Annotated in this window: 16 protein-coding genes; 12 read left to right on the top strand and 4 right to left on the bottom strand. The window is 71.5% G+C overall.

Going from position 1 to position 17,364, the window contains the following annotated elements; genetic code table 11:
- The first annotated feature begins 29 nt into the window (after positions 1-29).
- On the top strand, positions 30-1,442 hold the full coding sequence (locus INTCA_RS12045) for a glyceraldehyde-3-phosphate dehydrogenase (RefSeq protein ID WP_244859906.1): 1,413 nt from the start codon (positions 30-32) through the stop codon (positions 1,440-1,442).
- A gap of 150 nt (positions 1,443-1,592) precedes the next feature.
- Here the strand turns inward: INTCA_RS12045 and INTCA_RS12040 are convergent, their stop codons facing one another.
- The 3 genes from INTCA_RS12040 to INTCA_RS12030 form a co-directional block, all read right to left on the bottom strand.
- Positions 1,593-2,333, bottom strand: coding sequence for a DUF937 domain-containing protein (locus tag INTCA_RS12040; RefSeq protein ID WP_013493193.1), 741 nt, complete (start codon positions 2,331-2,333; stop codon positions 1,593-1,595).
- Positions 2,334-2,409: 76 nt separating this feature from the next.
- Entirely contained in the window at positions 2,410-3,591 is a 1,182-nt protein-coding gene (locus INTCA_RS12035; protein ID WP_013493192.1) for a PQQ-dependent sugar dehydrogenase, read from the bottom strand.
- Positions 3,592-3,620: 29 nt separating this feature from the next.
- Complete coding sequence (locus INTCA_RS12030; protein WP_013493191.1) at positions 3,621-4,292, bottom strand: MOSC domain-containing protein; 672 nt, start codon at positions 4,290-4,292, stop codon at positions 3,621-3,623.
- Positions 4,293-4,334: 42 nt separating this feature from the next.
- Between INTCA_RS12030 and INTCA_RS12025 the strand changes: the two genes are divergently transcribed.
- The 5 genes from INTCA_RS12025 to ilvD all read left to right on the top strand — a co-directional run bounded on the left by INTCA_RS12025 (position 4,335) and on the right by ilvD (position 9,325).
- The gene (locus INTCA_RS12025) at positions 4,335-5,285 is read left to right on the top strand and encodes a 2-hydroxyacid dehydrogenase (RefSeq protein WP_013493190.1); all 951 of its coding nucleotides are present in this window, start codon (positions 4,335-4,337) and stop codon (positions 5,283-5,285) included.
- A 231-nt stretch (positions 5,286-5,516) separates the two neighbouring features.
- Complete coding sequence (locus tag INTCA_RS12020) at positions 5,517-6,596, top strand: WD40/YVTN/BNR-like repeat-containing protein (protein ID WP_013493189.1); 1,080 nt, start codon at positions 5,517-5,519, stop codon at positions 6,594-6,596.
- Between the two features lie 29 nt (positions 6,597-6,625).
- On the top strand, positions 6,626-6,919 hold the full coding sequence (locus tag INTCA_RS12015) for a MoaD/ThiS family protein (RefSeq protein WP_013493188.1): 294 nt from the start codon (positions 6,626-6,628) through the stop codon (positions 6,917-6,919).
- A gap of 91 nt (positions 6,920-7,010) precedes the next feature.
- Complete coding sequence (locus INTCA_RS12010) at positions 7,011-7,535, top strand: SixA phosphatase family protein (RefSeq protein WP_013493187.1); 525 nt, start codon at positions 7,011-7,013, stop codon at positions 7,533-7,535.
- 89 nt (positions 7,536-7,624) lie between these two features.
- Positions 7,625-9,325: a dihydroxy-acid dehydratase gene (gene ilvD / locus INTCA_RS12005; protein ID WP_041308687.1), complete on the top strand. Its 1,701-nt coding sequence runs from the start codon at positions 7,625-7,627 to the stop codon at positions 9,323-9,325.
- Positions 9,326-9,426: 101 nt separating this feature from the next.
- Here the strand turns inward: ilvD and INTCA_RS12000 are convergent, their stop codons facing one another.
- Entirely contained in the window at positions 9,427-10,413 is a 987-nt protein-coding gene (locus INTCA_RS12000) for a GNAT family N-acetyltransferase (protein ID WP_013493185.1), read from the bottom strand.
- A gap of 318 nt (positions 10,414-10,731) precedes the next feature.
- Between INTCA_RS12000 and INTCA_RS11995 the strand changes: the two genes are divergently transcribed.
- The 6 genes from INTCA_RS11995 (at position 10,732) to INTCA_RS11970 (ending at position 17,066) form a co-directional block, all read left to right on the top strand.
- The gene (locus INTCA_RS11995; RefSeq protein ID WP_013493184.1) at positions 10,732-12,606 is read left to right on the top strand and encodes an acetolactate synthase large subunit; all 1,875 of its coding nucleotides are present in this window, start codon (positions 10,732-10,734) and stop codon (positions 12,604-12,606) included.
- Positions 12,607-12,679: 73 nt separating this feature from the next.
- Complete coding sequence (gene ilvN / locus INTCA_RS11990; RefSeq protein WP_013493183.1) at positions 12,680-13,192, top strand: acetolactate synthase small subunit; 513 nt, start codon at positions 12,680-12,682, stop codon at positions 13,190-13,192.
- A gap of 110 nt (positions 13,193-13,302) precedes the next feature.
- Positions 13,303-14,331 carry a ketol-acid reductoisomerase gene (ilvC, locus tag INTCA_RS11985; protein WP_013493182.1) on the top strand — a complete coding sequence of 343 codons (1,029 nt, stop codon included), beginning with the start codon at positions 13,303-13,305 and terminating at the stop codon, positions 14,329-14,331.
- Between the two features lie 173 nt (positions 14,332-14,504).
- Positions 14,505-15,101, top strand: coding sequence for a hypothetical protein (locus tag INTCA_RS11980; RefSeq protein WP_013493181.1), 597 nt, complete (start codon positions 14,505-14,507; stop codon positions 15,099-15,101).
- A 187-nt stretch (positions 15,102-15,288) separates the two neighbouring features.
- Entirely contained in the window at positions 15,289-15,807 is a 519-nt protein-coding gene (locus tag INTCA_RS11975; RefSeq protein ID WP_041308685.1) for a copper chaperone PCu(A)C, read from the top strand.
- Positions 15,807-17,066 (top strand): Dyp-type peroxidase, encoded by a 1,260-nt coding sequence (locus tag INTCA_RS11970; protein WP_013493179.1) that lies wholly within the window; start codon positions 15,807-15,809, stop codon positions 17,064-17,066. Before INTCA_RS11975 ends, INTCA_RS11970 begins: the two co-directional genes overlap by 1 nt.
- The last annotated feature ends 298 nt before the right edge of the window (positions 17,067-17,364 follow it).

The raw sequence follows: 17,364 nt of genomic DNA, 5'->3' as shown, positions 1-17,364 counted from the left end.
GGTCCGAGCGCCAGGCCCTCGCCGAGGCCATGATCCCCATCATCGGCCGCCTCTACCGGCAGAACAGCGTCGTGACCTCGATCTACGGGCGCGGCCTCATCAACGAGAACGCGATCCACCTGATCAAGGCGCACCGTTTCGCCCGCCGGGTCGACGAGGTCGAGCTCGACCTGCAGGACACCCTGCCGATGATCCAGGCGCTCGCCGCGGCGGACCCCGGCGCGGCCTCGGTCGACCTCGGCCGGCTCACCCGCAAGTACAAGCAGGAGGGCGAGGGCGCCGACCTCACCGAGTGGGTCCGGGGCGAGCTCGGCGAGGTGGCCGGGCGCAAGGGGTCAACGGGACGTGAGGGCGGGGAGGGCCGGCGCGGCACCGACGTCGTGCTCTACGGCTTCGGCCGGATCGGTCGGCTGCTCGCCCGGATCCTCGTCGACCACGCCGGCCACGGAGACGGCCTCAACCTGCGCGCCATCGTCGTGCGCAAGGGCAGCGACGACGACCTGGTGAAGCGCGCGAGCCTGCTGCGCCGCGACTCGGTCCACGGGTCGTTCCAGGGCACCATCGCGGTCGACGAGACCGCCAACACCATCCTCGCGAACGGCACCCTGATCCAGGTCATCTACTCGGACGACCCGGCGAGCGTCGACTACACCGCCTACGGCATCGAGGACGCGATCGTCGTCGACAACACGGGCCGCTGGCGGGACCGGGAGGGACTCGCCCAGCACCTCTCCTGCCCCGGTGTGGCCCGCGTGCTGCTCACCGCCCCGGGCAAGGGCGACCTGCCGAACATCGTGGCGGGGATCAACGAGGAGATGATCACCTCCGCGGAAGCGGGTGACGAGCCGATCCTCTCTGCGGCGTCGTGCACGACGAACGCCATCGTGCCGGTGCTCAAGGCGGTCCACGACGAGTTCGGCATCATCGGCGGTCACGTCGAGACGGTCCACTCCTTCACGAACGACCAGAACCTCATCGACAACTTCCACAAGGGAGAGCGTCGGGGTCGCTCGGCTGCCCTCAACATGGTGCTGACGGAGACGGGCGCCGCGAAGGCGGTCGCGAAGGCCCTGCCCGAGCTCGCTGGCAAGCTGACCGGCAACTCGATCCGGGTGCCCACGCCGGACGTGTCGATGGCGATCCTCAACCTGACGCTCGAGCGGGGGACGACGCCCGAGGAGATCAACACCTACCTGCGGCGCACCGCGCTCCACTCGGCGCTGCACAAGCAGATCGACTACATCGACAGCCCGGAGGTCGTCTCGTCTGACTTCGTCGGATCGCAGTACGCCGGGATCGTCGACGGCCGCGCGACCATCACGGCCGACGACCGGGTGGTTCTCTACGTCTGGTACGACAACGAGTTCGGCTACAGCTGCCAGGTCGTGCGCGTCCTCGAGTCGATGGCCAAGGTCCACCCGCCGGCCTTCCCCCGCGCCTGACCGCCCGCACTCCCTCCTCAGTCCACCCGCAACACACCCGCTTACCGCCTGCGACCCCCTGCTGTGGCCGGGGTGGGCACGCGGTGAGCGGGTGTGTTGCGAAGGAGGGGAGAGCGGGCCCGCGGACCAGCGGCCGGGCCTCGCTGTGAGTCAGCGCCGGCGGCCTCCGCCGAGGAGGTCGCCGAGGATCCCACCGAGGACGTCGCCCCGGCCGGACCCGCCGAGGATGCCACCGAGGATGTCGGTGATCGGGTTCGAGCCGGACTCCTGCGGCTGACCGGCGCCCGTGCTTCCCGGTGCCTGCGTCGGGCCGCTCTGCGCGCCCTGGCCGCCCGGGAAGAGCGGGCCGTTGTCCACCGGGCCGGGGGCCGGGGGCTGGGCGCTCGGGGGCTGGGCGCTCGGCGACCCTCCGCCGATGAGGTCGCCGAGAACCCCGCCGAGGCCGCCCTGGCCGCGGAGCTTGCCGGCGAGCCACGACAGGACGATCGGCGCGAGGATCGGCAGCAGCTTCTTGACCAGGTCGCCGCTCACCCCGCCCGCACCGCTGACCCCGCTGACCCCGCTGACCCCGCTGACCCCGCTGACGCCACTCGCGCCGGTCAGCCGGTCCACGACCTGGTCGGTGTTGCCTCCGAAGATGTGGCCGACGATCTTCTCGCCGTCCGCGACGTCGACCTCCGCGAGGTCACGCGGCGCGCCGCGGTCGTGCTCGCCCAGGGCCTGCGCGATGGAGGCGGCCCCGGCCGGGTCCTCGGCGTTGGCCTGCAGACCGCCGAGCAGCGCGGGCAGGGCCTGCTCGACGGCCGCGCGGACGTCCTCCTCGCCGACGCCGAACTCTCCGGCGAGCTGCTGGACCGGGACCTGGTCGAGGATCTCGTCGTACTGCGACATGCCTACCTCCTTGGGATGCAACGTCGGGTGCGTTGCACTGCTCCGCACCCTAGTCATGCGGTGGTGGCGGTGGCGCTCAACCCACGCCGACGTCTGCGAGCGGCAGGGAGATCAGGCGGTCGTCCGACCCGTTGCTCGTCGTCAGCCACAGCCGGCCGGAGACGAAACGGACGTCCCTGATGCGCCCGTAGGTCCCGCGGAGCCGGCGCTCGGGCTCACCCGCGCTCCCGTCGGACCGGATCGGCACCCGCCACACGGACTCCCCGCGTAGCGCGGCCAGGTAGACGGCGCCGTCGGGACCGATGGCGATCCCGCTCGGTGACAGGTCGGCGGTGGCCCACTGGACGACCGGATCGACGAAGTCGGGGTTGCCTGCCCTGCCCTCCGCCTCGGGCCAGCCGTAGTTCGAACCGGGCTTGATGAGGTTGAGCTCATCCCAGGTCTGTGCGCCGAACTCGCTCGCCCACATCCGGCCCGCGCTGTCCCAGGCGAGCCCCTGGACGTTGCGGTGGCCATAGCTCCAGATCGGGGACCCTCCGAAGGGGTTGCCCGGCGCGGGTTCGCCCTCCGGGGTGATCCGCAGGATCTTGCCGCCGAGCGACTCGCGGTTCTGCGAGAGCGAGGTGTCGCCGGCCTCGCCGGTCCCCACGTAGAGGTAGCCGTTCGGCCCGAACGCGATGCGTCCACCGTTGTGGTTGTGACCGCGGGGGATGCCGTCGAAGATGACCTTGGGCTCGCCGATGCGGTCACCGTGCCACGGCACCGCGGCGATCCGGTTGTCGCTGTCGGTCGAGTAGTACGCGTAGAAGACCGGGTTGACGTCGAAGTCCTCGGGGACGGCCAGACCGAGGAGGCCGCCCTCGCCGCTGGTGCGCTCGATGGGGAGCCGGCCGACCACGGTCGGGCTGGCCCCGGACCCGGGTGCCGGCACGTGGTGGATGTCGCCCGTGTCCCGTTCGCTGACGAGGGCGGAGCCGTCCGGCAGCGGGGCGATCGACCACGCGATCTCGAGCCCTCGAAGGAGCGTCCGGGCAGGCCCGGACTCGCGAGCGGGGGAGGTGCCGCTCGCGCTGGTGTCGCTCGGGGCCGTCGCGTCCGGTGCGGTGCTCGTGGTCGTCGACGTGGCGGCGGTCGGCGCCGACGTCGGGGCGGCTCCGTCGTCCTCCGCCGGCGCGCCCGTGCAGGCGGCGAGGGCGAGGAGCGGCGCGGCCAGGCCGACGAGGAGCCGACGGGTGGTCAGGCGCGAGCGGGACGGCATACCTCATTCTGTCCCACCGACCTGATCCGTCACCGTCTGCGGCGGGCCACCTTGTCAGCCAGCCAGACCTGCTCGTCGGGGTGCAGCACGCGGGCCTCGAGGACGCGCGTGGCCGCCTCGAGGTCGCCGAGGGCGGCGCGAAAGCTGAGCAGCAGATCGATGTCGTGGTCCGGACGCTCGACCTCGACCGTCACGCCGGGCTCGATCACGCCCGGGGTGACGACGGAGAGGTAGGCGCCGGTGCGCCCCGCGTCGCCGAACCGTCTCACCCACCCGCGAACACCGAGGTGCCCGGCGAACGTGGCGCACGGGATGCGGGGGACCTCCACCCTGAGGACGACCTCGCCGAGCCGCCACACCTCGCCGATCAGGGCGTGGGTGGTGTCCACCCCCAGCGTGGTGAGGTTCTCGCCGAAGGAGCCGGGCGGCAGGGCGCGCCCCAGCTGCTCCTCCCACCACTGCTGGTCCTCACGCGCGTAGGCGTAGACCGCCTGCTGCGCGCCGCCGTGGTGCCGTCGGTCGCCGATGTCGTCGCCGACGAGGCCGGAGCCGAGACCGCCCCGTTTCGAGCCGGGGTCGCGGATCTCCACGAGCGTCCCCTCGGGCACCGGGCCCTTGTCGATGGCCGTGGTCGGCCCGCTGGCATACGGCCGGGGGACCCCCTTGCCGAGGTTGACGGACATGACGTGGGGTGGCTTCACCCGAGGAGCCTAACGTCGCCGTCGGGACGTAGGTTGAGCCCCATGAGTGCCGTTCGCCCCGTCGTGGTGTCCGTTCCCGAGGAGTCGTATGCCGCTGGGCTCGCTTCCGTCGAGGGCGTCGAGCCGGTCCTGTGGGACCTTTCCGGCCCCCACCCACGCGGGGTCGAGATCCGGCTCGTCGTCCCGCCGTACATGGGCGCGCCCCCCGCGCGGGAGCGGCTCGAGGAGCTGCCTCGGCTCGAGGTCGTCCAGCTGCTGACGGCCGGCTACGAGTCGGTGCTCGGCGCCATCCCCGAGGGGGTGAGCCTGTGCAACGGCGCCGGCATCCACGATGCGAGCACGGCCGAGCTGGCCCTCGCGCTGGTCCTCGCCTCGTGTCGGGACCTCCCGCACCACGTCCGTGCCCAGGACCGGGGCGAGTGGGCCGGGCCCCGGATCTGGGGGGCGCTGGCCGACCGGCGCGTTCTCGTCGTCGGCTACGGGCAGATCGGTCGGGCGATCGTCCGGCGCCTGCTGCCCTTCGAGGTCGACGTGACGGTGGTGGCGTCCCGGGCCCGCCCGGGCGACGACCTCGTCGACGCGGTGCACGGCATGGACGAGCTGCCCCGCCTCGCCGCGCACGCCGACGTCCTCATCCTCATCGTCCCGTTGAACGACGGGACGAGAGGCCTGGTGGGCGCGGACCTGCTGGCCCGGCTCCCCGACGGCGGCCTGGTCGTCAACGTGGCCCGCGGCGGGGTGGTGGACACGGACGCGCTCGTCGCGGAGTGCGCCTCGGGCCGTCTCCGGGCGGCGCTCGACGTGACCGACCCGGAGCCGCTGCCGCAGGACCACCCCTTGTGGCGCACTCCGGGGGTGCTCATCACCCCGCACGTCGGTGGCGCCACGGCGGCGATGGCACCGAGGGCGCTGGCGCTGCTCCGCCGGCAGGTCGAGGCGCTGCGCGACGACCGGCCGCTCGACAACCTCGTCAACGCAGCACCCCGCCCCTGACCCGATCGAAAGAGCAGTTCGTACCCCCAACCCCCCGATCGAGAGTGCACTTCGTGCCGCCCAACCCTCCATGGAGTGTGCACTTCGTGCCCGCTTGGGTGAGCGTCGGTGGCGGGAACTGCGCTCTCGAGCGGGAGCGAGCCCGGCGGCATCCGGGATCCTCTCTAGTGGGAGCGAGCGGGAGCGAGCGGGAACCTTGTGGCTGTCGGTGGCCTAGTGGACACTGTGAACATGGCTGAGACGATCGTGGCAATCGGCACCCGCAAGGGCCTGTGGCTCGCCCGCAGCTCCGACCGGCAGGAGTGGTCGCTCGAAGGGCCCCACTTCCTCATGAGCGAGGTGGCCTCGGTCGCCTTCGACACGCGGGCCGGCCGGCAGGCGGTGCTCGCGGGCGTCAAGTCCTGGCACTGGGGGCCGACCGTCCAGGTGAGCGAGGACGCCGGACGGACCTGGAGCGAGAGCGCGGAGCGGGCGCTCGCCTTCCCCAGCGACACCGACACCGCGCTGGAGCGGGTGTGGCAGCTGACGCCCGACCCCAACGACGACGACGTGGTCTGGGCGGGAGTCGAGCCGCACGCGCTGTTCCGCAGCACCGACCGAGGCGAGAGCTTCGAGCTGGTGCGGGGGCTGTGGAACCACCCCCACCGACCGCGGTGGGAGCCCGGCTTCGGCGGTGGTGCCGTGCACACGATCGTCCCCGAGCCCGGGGTCCCCGAGCGGATGCTCGTCGCGATGAGCGCGGGCGGCGTCTACCGATCCGCCGACGCGGGGGAGACGTGGGAGCCGAGCAACCCGGGGATCCGCGCCTACTTCATGCCCGACAACGAGTACCCCGAGTTCGGCCAGTGCGTCCACAAGGTCGCGCGCGGCGTCGATGGTGAGCTCTACGCCCAGAACCACAAGGGGGTCTACCGCTCGGAGGACGGCGGCGCGTCGTGGCAGTCCATCGCCGAGGGGCTCCCGACCGACTTCGGTTTCGCCATCCTCGCCCACCCACGCACACCGGGAGTCGTGTGGAACGTGCCGGTCCAGGACGACGGCGAGCGCATCCCGCCGGGCACCCAGCTCCAGCTGCAGCGCACCGACGACGCCGGCCGCACGTGGCGGCAGCAGGCTAACGGGCTGCCCAACCACAGCTACACCTGCGTCCTGCGGGATGCGGCGGCCCTCGACGACGGCGACCCCGTCGGGATCTACGTCGGCACCCGCAACGGGGACGTCTTCGCCTCCGCCGACGAGGGCGAGAGCTTCACCCGCATCGCGACCCAGCTTCCCGACGTCCTGGCCGTACGCGCGGCCCAGGTCGGCTGACCCGCCGGCACGACAGACAGAGGGGTTTCATGACCACCACGACCCGAGTCATTCTCCCGGGACTGCTGCGCGACCTCGTCGGTGGGATCGGCGAGCTGGAGGTCCCCGCGGATCACGGTGGACAGACCGTCGGCCAGCTGCTCGACGCAGCCTTCCGGGAGCACCGGATCCTCGACGGCAAGGTCCGCGACGAACGCGGCCTGCTGCGGCCGCACGTCAAGGTCTTCGTCAACGGCGAGGACGTCTCGCGCGCTGAGGGGCTGGCCACAACCGTGCCTCCCGGTGCGCGAGTGCACATCATCAACGCCGTCTCCGGGGGCTGAGACGAGCCGCCTCTCCCAGTGTGTCGGACACCGCTCGACCGGACGCGGGCACAGGGCTGACAAGAAGCCGGGAGGGGGGCATGCTCGGAGCATGAGCAGCGCAGCGAGAGAGAAGACCCTCGTCCTCATGCGTCACGCGAAGGCCGAGGACGGTGCCGGCAAGCCCGACCACGACCGCGAGCTCATCGCCCGCGGGCGGCGTGACGCCGCCGCTGCCGGGGCGTGGCTCAAGGAACAGGGCCTCGTCCCCGACCTCGTCATCTGCTCGACCGCGGTCCGGACCCGTCAGACCTGGGATGCCGCTCGCCAGGGTGGCGCCCACACCGAGTTCGTCGAGTACCGCAGGAGCGTCTACACCGGCGGAGTCGAGGAGACCCTCGAGACGATCCGGGAGGACTCGGGGGAGACGGCGTCCGTCCTTCTCATCGGCCACAACCCGACCGTCGCCCAGCTGACCAGCATGCTCAGCGACGGTGACGGCTCGCGCGCCGCCCACGAGGCCCTCGCCGGAGGGTTCGCGACGAGCGGTGTCGCGGTGCTGCGCTACGCGGGCGACTGGGCCGACCTCGAGTGGGGCGCCTGCGAGCTGGAGCGCTTCCACGTCAGCCGCGGCTGAGGCGGGCGTTGGGAGGGGAGCCAACCCAGCGGCATACGGCATCTGAGATGGCCGGTCCACTCAGCGGACGCAGTTCTATGCTGTGGCGCATGACCCAGACCCCTGACATGAAGCCCCGTAGCCGCGACGTCACGGACGGACTCGAGAAGGCCGCCGCAAGGGGAATGCTCAGGGCCGTGGGCCTCGGGGACGACGACTTCGCGAAACCGCAGATCGGGATCGCCAGCTCGTGGAACGAGATCACGCCGTGCAACCTGTCGCTCGACCGGCTCGCCAAGGCGGCCAAGGACGGCGTGCACGCGGCGGGTGGCTACCCGCTCGAGTTCGGGACGATCTCGGTGTCCGACGGCATCTCGATGGGTCATGAGGGGATGCACTTCTCACTGGTCTCCCGCGAGATCATCGCCGACTCGGTCGAGACCGTCATGAGCGCCGAGCGCCTCGACGGTTCAGTGCTGCTCGCCGGGTGTGACAAGTCCCTGCCCGGGATGCTCATGGCCGCCGCGCGGCTCGACCTGGCCTCCGTCTTTCTCTACGCCGGCACGATCCTGCCCGGTGTCGCCAAGCTCTCGGACGGCACCGAGAAGGAGGTCACCATCATCGACGCGTTCGAGGCGGTCGGCGCCTGCAACGCGGGACTGATGTCGCGCGAGGACGTCGATGCGATCGAGCGCGCCATCTGTCCCGGTGAGGGCGCGTGCGGCGGGTTCTACACCGCCAACACGATGGCCGCCGTGGCCGAGTCGATCGGCATGTCGATGCCCGGTTCGGCCGCGCCCCCTGCGACCGACCGCCGCCGCGACGCCTACGCGCGCAAGTCCGGCGAAGCGGTCGTCGGGCTGCTCCGCCGTGGCATCACCGCCCGCCAGATCATGACGAAGCCGGCCTTCGAGAACGCCATCGCCGTCGTGATGGCCTTCGGTGGCTCGACCAACGCCGTCCTCCACCTCCTCGCCATGGCCCACGAGGCCGAGGTCGACCTGACGATGGGCGACTTCCAGCGGATCGGCCGGAAGGTCCCGCACCTCGCGGACGTCAAACCCTTCGGCGCCTTCGTTATGAAGGACATCGACCACATCGGCGGTATCCCCGTCGTCATGAAGACGCTCCTCGAGGCCGACCTGCTCGACGGCGACTGCCTCACCGTGACCGGCAAGACCGTCGCCGAGAACCTCGACGAGATCAAGCCGCCGCACATCGACGGCCGGGTCATCCGAGAGATGTCGCGGCCGATCCACAAGACGGGCGGCCTGACGATCCTCACGGGATCCCTCGCCCCCGAGGGCGCCGTGGTGAAGTCGGCCGGCTTCGACGAGGACGTCTTCGAGGGAACCGCGCGGGTCTTCGACGGCGAGCGCGGGGCGATGGACGCCGTGGAGCAGGGCACGCTCGGCAAGGGCGATGTCGTCGTCATCCGCTACGAGGGCCCCAAGGGCGGTCCGGGGATGCGCGAGATGCTCGCGGTCACGGGGGCGATCAAGGGCGCGGGCCTGGGCAAGGACGTCCTGTTGCTCACCGACGGGCGCTTCTCCGGGGGGACGACCGGGCTCTGCGTCGGGCACGTCGCCCCCGAGGCCGTGGACAACGGTCCGATCGCCTTCGTGCGAGACGGCGACCGAATCCGTCTCGACGTGGCGAACGGCACGCTCGACCTGCTTGTCGACGAGGCGGAGCTGGAGCGCCGCCGAGCGGCGGGGGTCACCCACCCGGAGCCGAAGTACACCCGCGGCGTGCTCGCCAAGTACCGCAAGCTCGTGGGCAGCGCGAGCCGCGGCGCCGTCTGCGACTGACGCATCGAAAGAGCAGTTTGTCCGCGCTCGTGCGCGGCCCGCGGGCCACGAGCAGGCGGACAAACTGCTCTTTCGATTGGGTGGGGCTCTTTCGCCCGGGGTCAGGTCTGGATGGCCAGGTGGTGCCACGTCGAGGTGACCTGCATGCCGACCTTCTCGTAGAGGCCGAGCGCACCGGTGCGTGAGTCGGTGGACAGCTCGGACCGGGTCGCGCCGCGCTCCCGGGCGACGGCGAACGAGTCGACGAGCAGGGCCCGGGCCAGACCACGGTTCCGCTCGTCTCGACGGACCGCCAGCCGGCTCACATAACCGCAGTCCTCGCCCAGCTGGAGGATCGACGTGCCCACGACCTCGCCCGACCGCTCGGTCATCAGCCGGATCTGCCACGGCTCGAAGCCGGGCCGAAGGACGACCTGCGCCGCGAAGTCCGCATACGTCCCGCGCTCGCGCACCGACCACTCGAGGAAGGCGTCCTCGACGACGACGTGGGCTGCGTGGAAGTCGGCCTCGTCCTCAGCGGGCCGGATCGTGTAGCCGTCCGGAACGGGTTGCGAGTCGATCGTGGCGCCCTCCGGCATCTCCAGCACCCACGAGGTCCACAGCTCCTCGTAACCCAGCGAGCGCAGCAACAGCTCTCCCGGGGAGCCGTGGGGCACCGGCTGGCCGACCAGTCCGGTGCCGTCCCGTCGGCTCACGCGTTGGGTCCAGAGCGCGAGCCCGGTCCCGATCCCGCGGCCCCGATGGTCGGCCGCGACCGCCGCGTCAGCCCACCGGCCCATCGCCACCTCCGCGTAGCCGACGAGGCGGCCGGTCTCGAAGACCCCGATGCTCTGGGTCGCCAGGTCGAAGCTCGGGCGCTGCCAGTCGCTGACGATGTCGCCCTCCTCGACGGCGACCACCCCGATCGTCTCGAGCTCGCCGGCCGCCATCAGCTCGAAGACCGCGCGGGCGTCCTCGGACGTGAGCGGCCGCACGTCACAGCCGGTCAGACCGAGGCGGTCGGTCGGGTCGGGGCCGGCGGCCGGGGTGCTCCCCGCGTCCTCTCCGGGGCCCGTGCCCTCGCTCCCCGCTTCGTCGTCGCTCAACATGCCCCCAGTGTCCGGCCCGGCGTGGGCCCGCTCAACCGACTTTCCCAGGACCCCCGGGCCATGACAGTTGGTGAGATCACATCACCACATGGTGAGACATGGAGCACGGCCGATTGACTTCCCAGAGGGCGCGTAGGACGGTGGACGCGTGGCCCGAATTCTCGTACTTCCCTAGCGCGCCGACCAGCCAGCACCGGTCAGCGCGCTTCCCCTTCCGTCCGCCACAGGACTGAAGGGTTTTTTTGTGGCCACCCACGGGGGGTCCGCCCCCAGGAACCGAAACCCCAGGCACCCGAGCCGATCGAACCGGAGAGAACCGTGAGCGAAACCACGAAGCAGGCGCCTTCGCCCGCGGACGTGGCCCAACGGGCCCGCCCGAAGCCCCCCGCCGACCACTCGAGCACCGACGTCACGGTTGCTCCGGTCGTGCCGGCCATCGAGGTCACCGGTGCGCAGGCTCTCGTACTCGCCCTCGAGGCGGTCGGTGCGGACACGGTCTTCGGCATTCCCGGAGGTGCGATCCTCCCCGCGTACGACCCGATGCTCGACTCGAGCAAGGTCCGCCACATCCTCGTCCGCCACGAGCAGGGGGCCGGCCACGCGGCCGAGGGCTACGCCGCCGCGACCGGCAGGGTCGGGGTCTGCATGGCCACCTCGGGTCCGGGTGCGACGAACCTCGTCACGGCCATCGCCGACGCGCACATGGACTCGGTGCCGATGGTCGCGATCACCGGCCAGGTCTCCAGCGCCAGCATCGGCAGCGACGCCTTCCAGGAGGCCGACATCCGCGGCATCACGATGCCGATCACGAAGCACAACTACCTCGTCACCGACCCGGCCAAGATCGCGCAGTCCGTCGCCGAGGCCTTCCACGTCGCGAGCACCGGCCGGCCCGGGCCCGTCCTCGTCGACATCAGCAAGGACGCCCTGCAGGCCATGACGACGTTCAGCTGGCCGCCGCAGATCGACCTGCCGGGCTACCGACCGGTGACCCGCCCGCACAGCAAGCAGATCCGGGAGGCGTCGCGGTTCATCGCTGCGGCCAAGCGCCCGGTGCTCTATGTCGGTGGCGGTGTCGTCCGCGCCCACGCGAGCGACCGGCTCCGAGAGCTCGTCGAGCTGACCCAGATCCCGGTCGTGACGACGCTCATGGCCCGCGGGACGGTGCCCGACAGCAACCCGCTCAACCTCGGTATGCCGGGGATGCACGGCACGGTCGCCGCCGTCACGAGCCTGCAGAAGTCCGACCTCATCATCGCCCTGGGCGCCCGCTTCGACGACCGCGTCACCGGCCAGCTGTCGACGTTCGCCCCCGAGGCCAAGGTCATCCACGCCGACATCGACCCGGCGGAGATCTCCAAGAACCGGATCGCCGACGTCCCGATCGTCGGTGACGTGGGCGAGGTCATCGGTGACCTCATCGAGCAGATCCGCGCCGACCAGGCCAGCGCCGGCCCCGAGCAGTCCGACGCCTGGGACTATGCGGCCTGGCGCGAGCGGGTCGCCGGCTGGAAGCAGACCTACCCGCTCGGGTGGACCGACACCGAGGACGGCACCCTCTCCCCGCAGTACGTCATCCAGCGGATCGGGCAGCTGACCGGCCCGGAGGGCACCTACGTCGCCGGGGTCGGGCAGCACCAGATGTGGGCGGCCCAGTTCGTCCAGTACGAGCGGCCGAACGCCTGGCTCAACTCCGGGGGCCTCGGGACCATGGGTTACGCCGTCCCGGCGGCCATGGGCGCCAAGGTGGCCGAGCCTGAGCGCACCGTGTGGGCGATCGACGGCGACGGGTGCTTCCAGATGACGAACCAGGAGCTCGCCACCTGCGTCATCAACAACATCCCGATCAAGGTCGCCATCATCAACAACAGCTCGCTCGGCATGGTCCGGCAGTGGCAGACGCTCTTCTACAACGAGCGCTACTCCAACACCGACCTCCAGCCGATGCAGCAGCGGGTGCCCGACTTCGTCAAGCTCGCCGACGCCTACGGCTGCCTCGGCCTGCGCGCGGAGACGACCGAGGAGGTCGACGCGGTGATCAAGCAGGCGCTGGAGACCAACGACCGACCGGTGGTCATCGACTTCGTCGTCCACCGCGACGCGATGGTGTGGCCGATGGTCCCCGCCGGAGTCAGCAACGACAAGATCATGGCCGCCCGCCACGAGGCGCCAGTCTGGGAGCGCGAGGAGTGAGTGCCGTGAGGAAACGAGTGAGGTACGAGCGAGGCCCGGAGCGGTGCGCGATCCGAGCAATGGAGGTGGCGGAATGAGCAAGCACACCCTGTCCGTGCTCGTCGAGAACAAGCCCGGCGTCCTGACCCGCGTCGCGGCCCTGTTCTCCCGTCGCGGTTTCAACATCGACTCGCTCGCCGTCGGTCCCACCGAGATCCCCGAGATCTCGCGGATGACCGTGGTCGTCGAGGTCCAGGGCAGCGTCCTCGAGCAGGTGACCAAGCAGCTCAACAAGCTCATCGAGGTCCTCAAGGTCGTCGAGCTCGACCCGGCCTCGTCGGTGCAGCGTGAGATCCTTCTCGTCAAGGTCCGGGCGGACCCCGCGACCCGCAGCCAGGTCATCGACACGATCCAGCTCTTCAAGGCCAAGGTCGTCGACGTGACCACCGATGCGGTCGTCATCGAGGCCACCGGCACGACCGACAAGCTCAAGGCCCTGCTCGAGGTCCTCGAGCCGTTCGGCATCAAGGAGCTCGTCCAGTCCGGCATGGTCGCGGTCGGACGTGGCGGGCGGTCGATCACCGACCGCTCACTGCGGAGCGCCTGACACCCAGCGGCCGCGCCGGCCGGGCGTGGACGCCGAGCGAGCCCAGCGGCATACGGCCCCATGCTTGTCCCTGAACCACACCCAACACAACGAACCAAGGAGAGGCCCCCATGGCCGAGATGTTCTACGACGACGACGCCGACCTGTCCATCATCCAGGGCAGGAAGGTCGCGGTCATCGGCTACGGCAGCCAGGGCCACGCCCACGCACTCAACCTGCGCGACTCCGGCGTCGACGTGCGCGTCGGTCTGGCCGAGGGCAGCAAGAGCATCGCCAAGGCGGAGGCCGAGGGCCTCACGGTCCGCACCGTCGGCGACGCCGTGAAGGAGGCCGACCTCGTCGTCATCCTGACGCCGGACCAGGTCCAGCGCTCGGTCTACGCGAACGACATCCAGCCCAACCTCAAGGACGGAGCCGCGCTGCTGTTCGGGCACGGCTTCAACATCCGCTTCGGCTACATCAAGCCCGAGGCGAACGCCGACGTCCTTATGGTCGCGCCCAAGGGCCCGGGCCACATCGTCCGGCGCGAGTTCGCCGACGGCCGTGGTGTGCCCGTGCTCCTCGCGGTCGAGCAGGATGCCTCCGGCGCCGCGTGGGACCTCGCGAAGTCCTACGCCAAGGCGATCGGTGGACTGCGCGCCGGCGGCATCAGGACGACCTTCACCGAGGAGACCGAGACCGACCTCTTCGGCGAGCAGGCCGTCCTCTGCGGTGGCGCCAGCCAGCTCGTCATGTACGGCTTCGAGACCCTCGTCGAGGCGGGCTACCAGCCCGAGGTCGCGTACTTCGAGTGCCTCCACGAGCTGAAGCTCATCGTCGACCTCATGATCGAGGGCGGGATCGCCAAGCAGCGCTGGTCGGTCTCCGACACCGCTGAGTACGGCGACTACGTCTCCGGGCCGCGCGTCATCGACCCGAGCGTCAAGGAGAACATGAAGGCCGTCCTCGGCGACATCCAGAACGGCGCCTTCGCCAAGCGGTTCATCGACGACCAGGACGCCGGCGCGCCCGAGTTCAAGGCGCTCCGCGAGAAGGGTGCCCAGCACCCGATCGAGGCGACCGGCCGCGAGCTGCGCAAGCTGATGGCGTGGGTCAAGCAGACCGACTCCGACTACACGGAGGGTTCCGCCGCCCGCTGAGGGCCGCTTCGGCCGGGCACGACATGGAGGGTATGCCGCTGGGCTCGGTCCGCGGCATGCCCTTCGTCGCGTCCGGGCTGGCTCTGCCCGCCGATGACCGGGTGGCTGGGCCGGGGGGCCGGCTTCCCGGGCGGACGGGGGAGTCCACGCTCCCACCTCGTAGGATCGGGGGCATGCTGGAGCCCGGCCGGGGAGCGATGCGCGCGCTGCGTGCGCTCGTCTTCCTCGCCGTCGCGACCTCACTCACCCTGGCCGGGCACGTCGCGGGTGGCGGCATGGTCCACCCGCTCGGCGTGGCTGCGCTCGCCGTGCTCACCTGGCCGGTCGCCCTGCTCGGGTCGGGGCGGCAGCGCGGTGTGCGGCACCTGTTCCCGACGCTCGCCGGGGGCCAGCTCGCCGGGCACGCCGTGCTCGCCTATGTCGGGACTGCCGTCGCCGGCGCTTCCGGCGGGCCAGGTTGCACGACGGCTTCGGTGCACCACGGTCACCTGCTGCTCGACTGCAGTGGATCCGTCGCGACGACGGGCGGCCAGGTGAGCCTGTCCACGATGACGGTGGCGCACCTCGGGGCAGCCCTCGTCCTGTCCTTCGTGCTCGCTCGGGGCGAGACCGCGCTGTGGCGGGTCGTCGACCTCGCGGTGCCGGTCCTGCCGAGGCTTGCTCCTCCTGCCGTCGAGGGTTCCGGCGCGGTCACCTTCCTGCTGCGGGGCTGGCTGCGCGACCTCGACGTGGCGGTCGTCCCGGGCCGCGGGCCACCGGTGCCGGCCTGACCTGAGTCCTCACGCATCCGCGTCGAAGGACGGTCGACGTGTGCGCCCGGGGCGCTGCGTCGCGGTCATGCCTGCCCGATCCGCCGACTCCGAAGGACCCCTCATGACCCCCTGCTCCACCCTCACCACCTCCCGGTGCGCCCACCCGGCACCGCGCCGTCTCGCAGCTGCACTCACGCTTGCCGCCATGTTGAGCCTCGCGGCGTGCGGCACGGCCGCCGACCCGGGCACGTCGTCCTCGGATCCGACGGCCGGTGCCGCGACCCCCGCCGCGGTCCCGTCGGCCCGTCCGTCGAACGACGCGCCGGCGGGGACCGTGACGCTCGAGTCCGGCTGGGCCAAGGCCGGCTCCGGGATGACCGCGGTCTTCGGGACCGTCACGAACCGCTCGGACCAGGACCTCACCATCACCGGGGGCACCAGTCCCTCGGCCGGCGAGGTGCAGGTGCACACCATGGCCAAACAGGCCGACGGCTCGATGACGATGATGCAGAAGAAGGGCGGCCTGAGCGTGCCGGCCGGCGAGTCCGTCGACCTCGCGCCCGGGGGTGACCACCTGATGCTCCTCGGGCTCACCGGGCCCCTCGTCAACGGCGACGACGTCGTGCTGGTCATGGTCACGAGCCGTGGTGACGAGCTCGCGTGGACCGTGCCGGTCAGGACGTTCGCGGGCGCCGAGGAGACGTACGTCCCAGAGGGCGACTGATGGAGGGCCTCGACCGGCGGGCCGTGCTGCGCACCGGGCTGCTCGCCGGGGGTGCCGGTGCCGCAGCCGTTGCCGCGACCCATCTCGCGGTGGAGGCGAACCGGGCCGGCGTGGGGTCGCGGGCGGCGGCCCCCACAGCGGTACGGCCTGCCGTCCTGCCGTTCCGCGGGAGCCGCCAGTCCGGCGTGGTCGATGCGCCGCAGCCGTTCGCGGCCTTCGTCGGGCTCGACCTTCCTGAGGGGGCGACCAGGCTGACGTGTCGCCGGCTCATGCGGGTGTGGACCGACGACATCGAGCGGCTCATGGCGGCCCGGGGACCGCTGACGGACCTCGAGCCGGAGCTCGCCGCGGTGCCGTCGCGTCTCAGCGTCACGGTCGCGGTCGGGCCCGGCTTCTACGCTGCGGCAGGGCTGGACGCGGTGCGCCCGTCCTGGCTGGCGCCGTTGCCCGCCTTTGCGGTCGACCGGCTCAACCGGGACTGGCCCCAGACCGACGTGCTGCTGCAGATCCGCGCCGACTCGCCGGTCTCGGTCGCCCACGCCGCGCGCCGGCTCGTCGTGGGGGCCGAACCGCTCGCCGTCCAGCGGTGGGTCCAGCGGGGCTTCCGTGAGCCACTCACGGACGCGCGACCGGGGATGCCGTTTCGCAACCTCTTCGGCCAGGTCGACGGAACGGTCCAGCCGGCGACGGACGGCAGCGACGACCGCCTGGTCTGGCTCGGCGCCGATCCGGCGACCGGGGGCGACGGTGCCGAGGCTGCGGGGACCCCAGCCCCGAAGGGGCTGGCCGGCGGCACCTCCCTCGTCATCCGGCGCATCGCGATGAACCTCGACACCTGGGACCAGATCGACCGTGCCGGGCGCGAGCACGCCGTCGGCAGGCGACTCGGCTCGGGGGCGCCCCTCACCGGACGGGTCGAGGCGGACCTACCGGATCTCGCCGCGACGGACGATCTCGGCTTCCCGGTCATCGACCCGGTCTCGCACGTGCGCCGGGCGATGGCGACGGAGCCCCATGAGCGGATCCTGCGCGCCCCCTACTCCTATGACGATCCGCCGGCCCCGGGGCAGCGCTCCAACTGCGGACTGGTCTTCGTCTCGTTCCAGGCCGACCCCGTGCGCCAGTTCGTCCCGATCCAGCAGCGACTGGCCGAGGCCGACCTGTTGAACATCTGGACGACACCGCTGAGCAGCGGCGTCTACGCCGTCCTGCCGGGCGCTCAGGCGGGCGAGGACCTCGGCGCGGCCTTGCTCGACTGACCCTGTCCCCGGGGCCGGGCCACCAACCCTCGGGCCCGGTTCCGATCGGTGGTGCCCTCTTCCGCGAGTTCCGTGCGTTCCCGGGAGAACCGCGTCCCCAGCGCATCCAGCCTGGCGGCGTCCGCTCACGGCGCCCGCAGGACCTACCTGACCGCCTACGTCACTGACCCGCACAGAGAGTCAGTGGTACCCACTGACTCGCGAGGGGGGTCAGTGGTACCCACTGACTCGCGAGGGGGGTCAGTGACGTAGGGGCAGCCGGGGTGTCCGTCGTCCAACGCGGGGCGCCTCAGTTCGC

The sequence above is a fragment of the Intrasporangium calvum DSM 43043 genome (genome assembly GCF_000184685.1).
Lineage (GTDB): Bacteria > Actinomycetota > Actinomycetes > Actinomycetales > Dermatophilaceae > Intrasporangium > Intrasporangium calvum.
The sequence above is the reverse complement of the archived record's forward strand: the minus strand, read 5'-3'. Positions and strand labels throughout refer to the sequence as shown.

Excerpts from the sequence above, each read along its gene's own strand:
- INTCA_RS12045 (WP_244859906.1), top strand. The coding sequence starts at position 30 with ATGATCCCCATCATCGGCCGCCTCTACCGGCAGAACAGCGTCGTGACC.
- INTCA_RS12040 (WP_013493193.1), bottom strand. The coding sequence starts at position 2,333 with ATGTCGCAGTACGACGAGATCCTCGACCAGGTCCCGGTCCAGCAGCTC.
- INTCA_RS12035 (WP_013493192.1), bottom strand. The coding sequence starts at position 3,591 with ATGCCGTCCCGCTCGCGCCTGACCACCCGTCGGCTCCTCGTCGGCCTG.
- INTCA_RS12025 (WP_013493190.1), top strand. The coding sequence starts at position 4,335 with ATGAGTGCCGTTCGCCCCGTCGTGGTGTCCGTTCCCGAGGAGTCGTAT.
- INTCA_RS12020 (WP_013493189.1), top strand. The coding sequence starts at position 5,517 with ATGGCTGAGACGATCGTGGCAATCGGCACCCGCAAGGGCCTGTGGCTC.
- INTCA_RS12015 (WP_013493188.1), top strand. The coding sequence starts at position 6,626 with ATGACCACCACGACCCGAGTCATTCTCCCGGGACTGCTGCGCGACCTC.
- INTCA_RS12010 (WP_013493187.1), top strand. The coding sequence starts at position 7,011 with ATGAGCAGCGCAGCGAGAGAGAAGACCCTCGTCCTCATGCGTCACGCG.
- ilvD (WP_041308687.1), top strand. The coding sequence starts at position 7,625 with ATGACCCAGACCCCTGACATGAAGCCCCGTAGCCGCGACGTCACGGAC.
- INTCA_RS12000 (WP_013493185.1), bottom strand. The coding sequence starts at position 10,413 with ATGTTGAGCGACGACGAAGCGGGGAGCGAGGGCACGGGCCCCGGAGAG.
- ilvN (WP_013493183.1), top strand. The coding sequence starts at position 12,680 with ATGAGCAAGCACACCCTGTCCGTGCTCGTCGAGAACAAGCCCGGCGTC.
- ilvC (WP_013493182.1), top strand. The coding sequence starts at position 13,303 with ATGGCCGAGATGTTCTACGACGACGACGCCGACCTGTCCATCATCCAG.
- INTCA_RS11980 (WP_013493181.1), top strand. The coding sequence starts at position 14,505 with ATGCTGGAGCCCGGCCGGGGAGCGATGCGCGCGCTGCGTGCGCTCGTC.
- INTCA_RS11975 (WP_041308685.1), top strand. The coding sequence starts at position 15,289 with ATGTTGAGCCTCGCGGCGTGCGGCACGGCCGCCGACCCGGGCACGTCG.
- INTCA_RS11970 (WP_013493179.1), top strand. The coding sequence starts at position 15,807 with ATGGAGGGCCTCGACCGGCGGGCCGTGCTGCGCACCGGGCTGCTCGCC.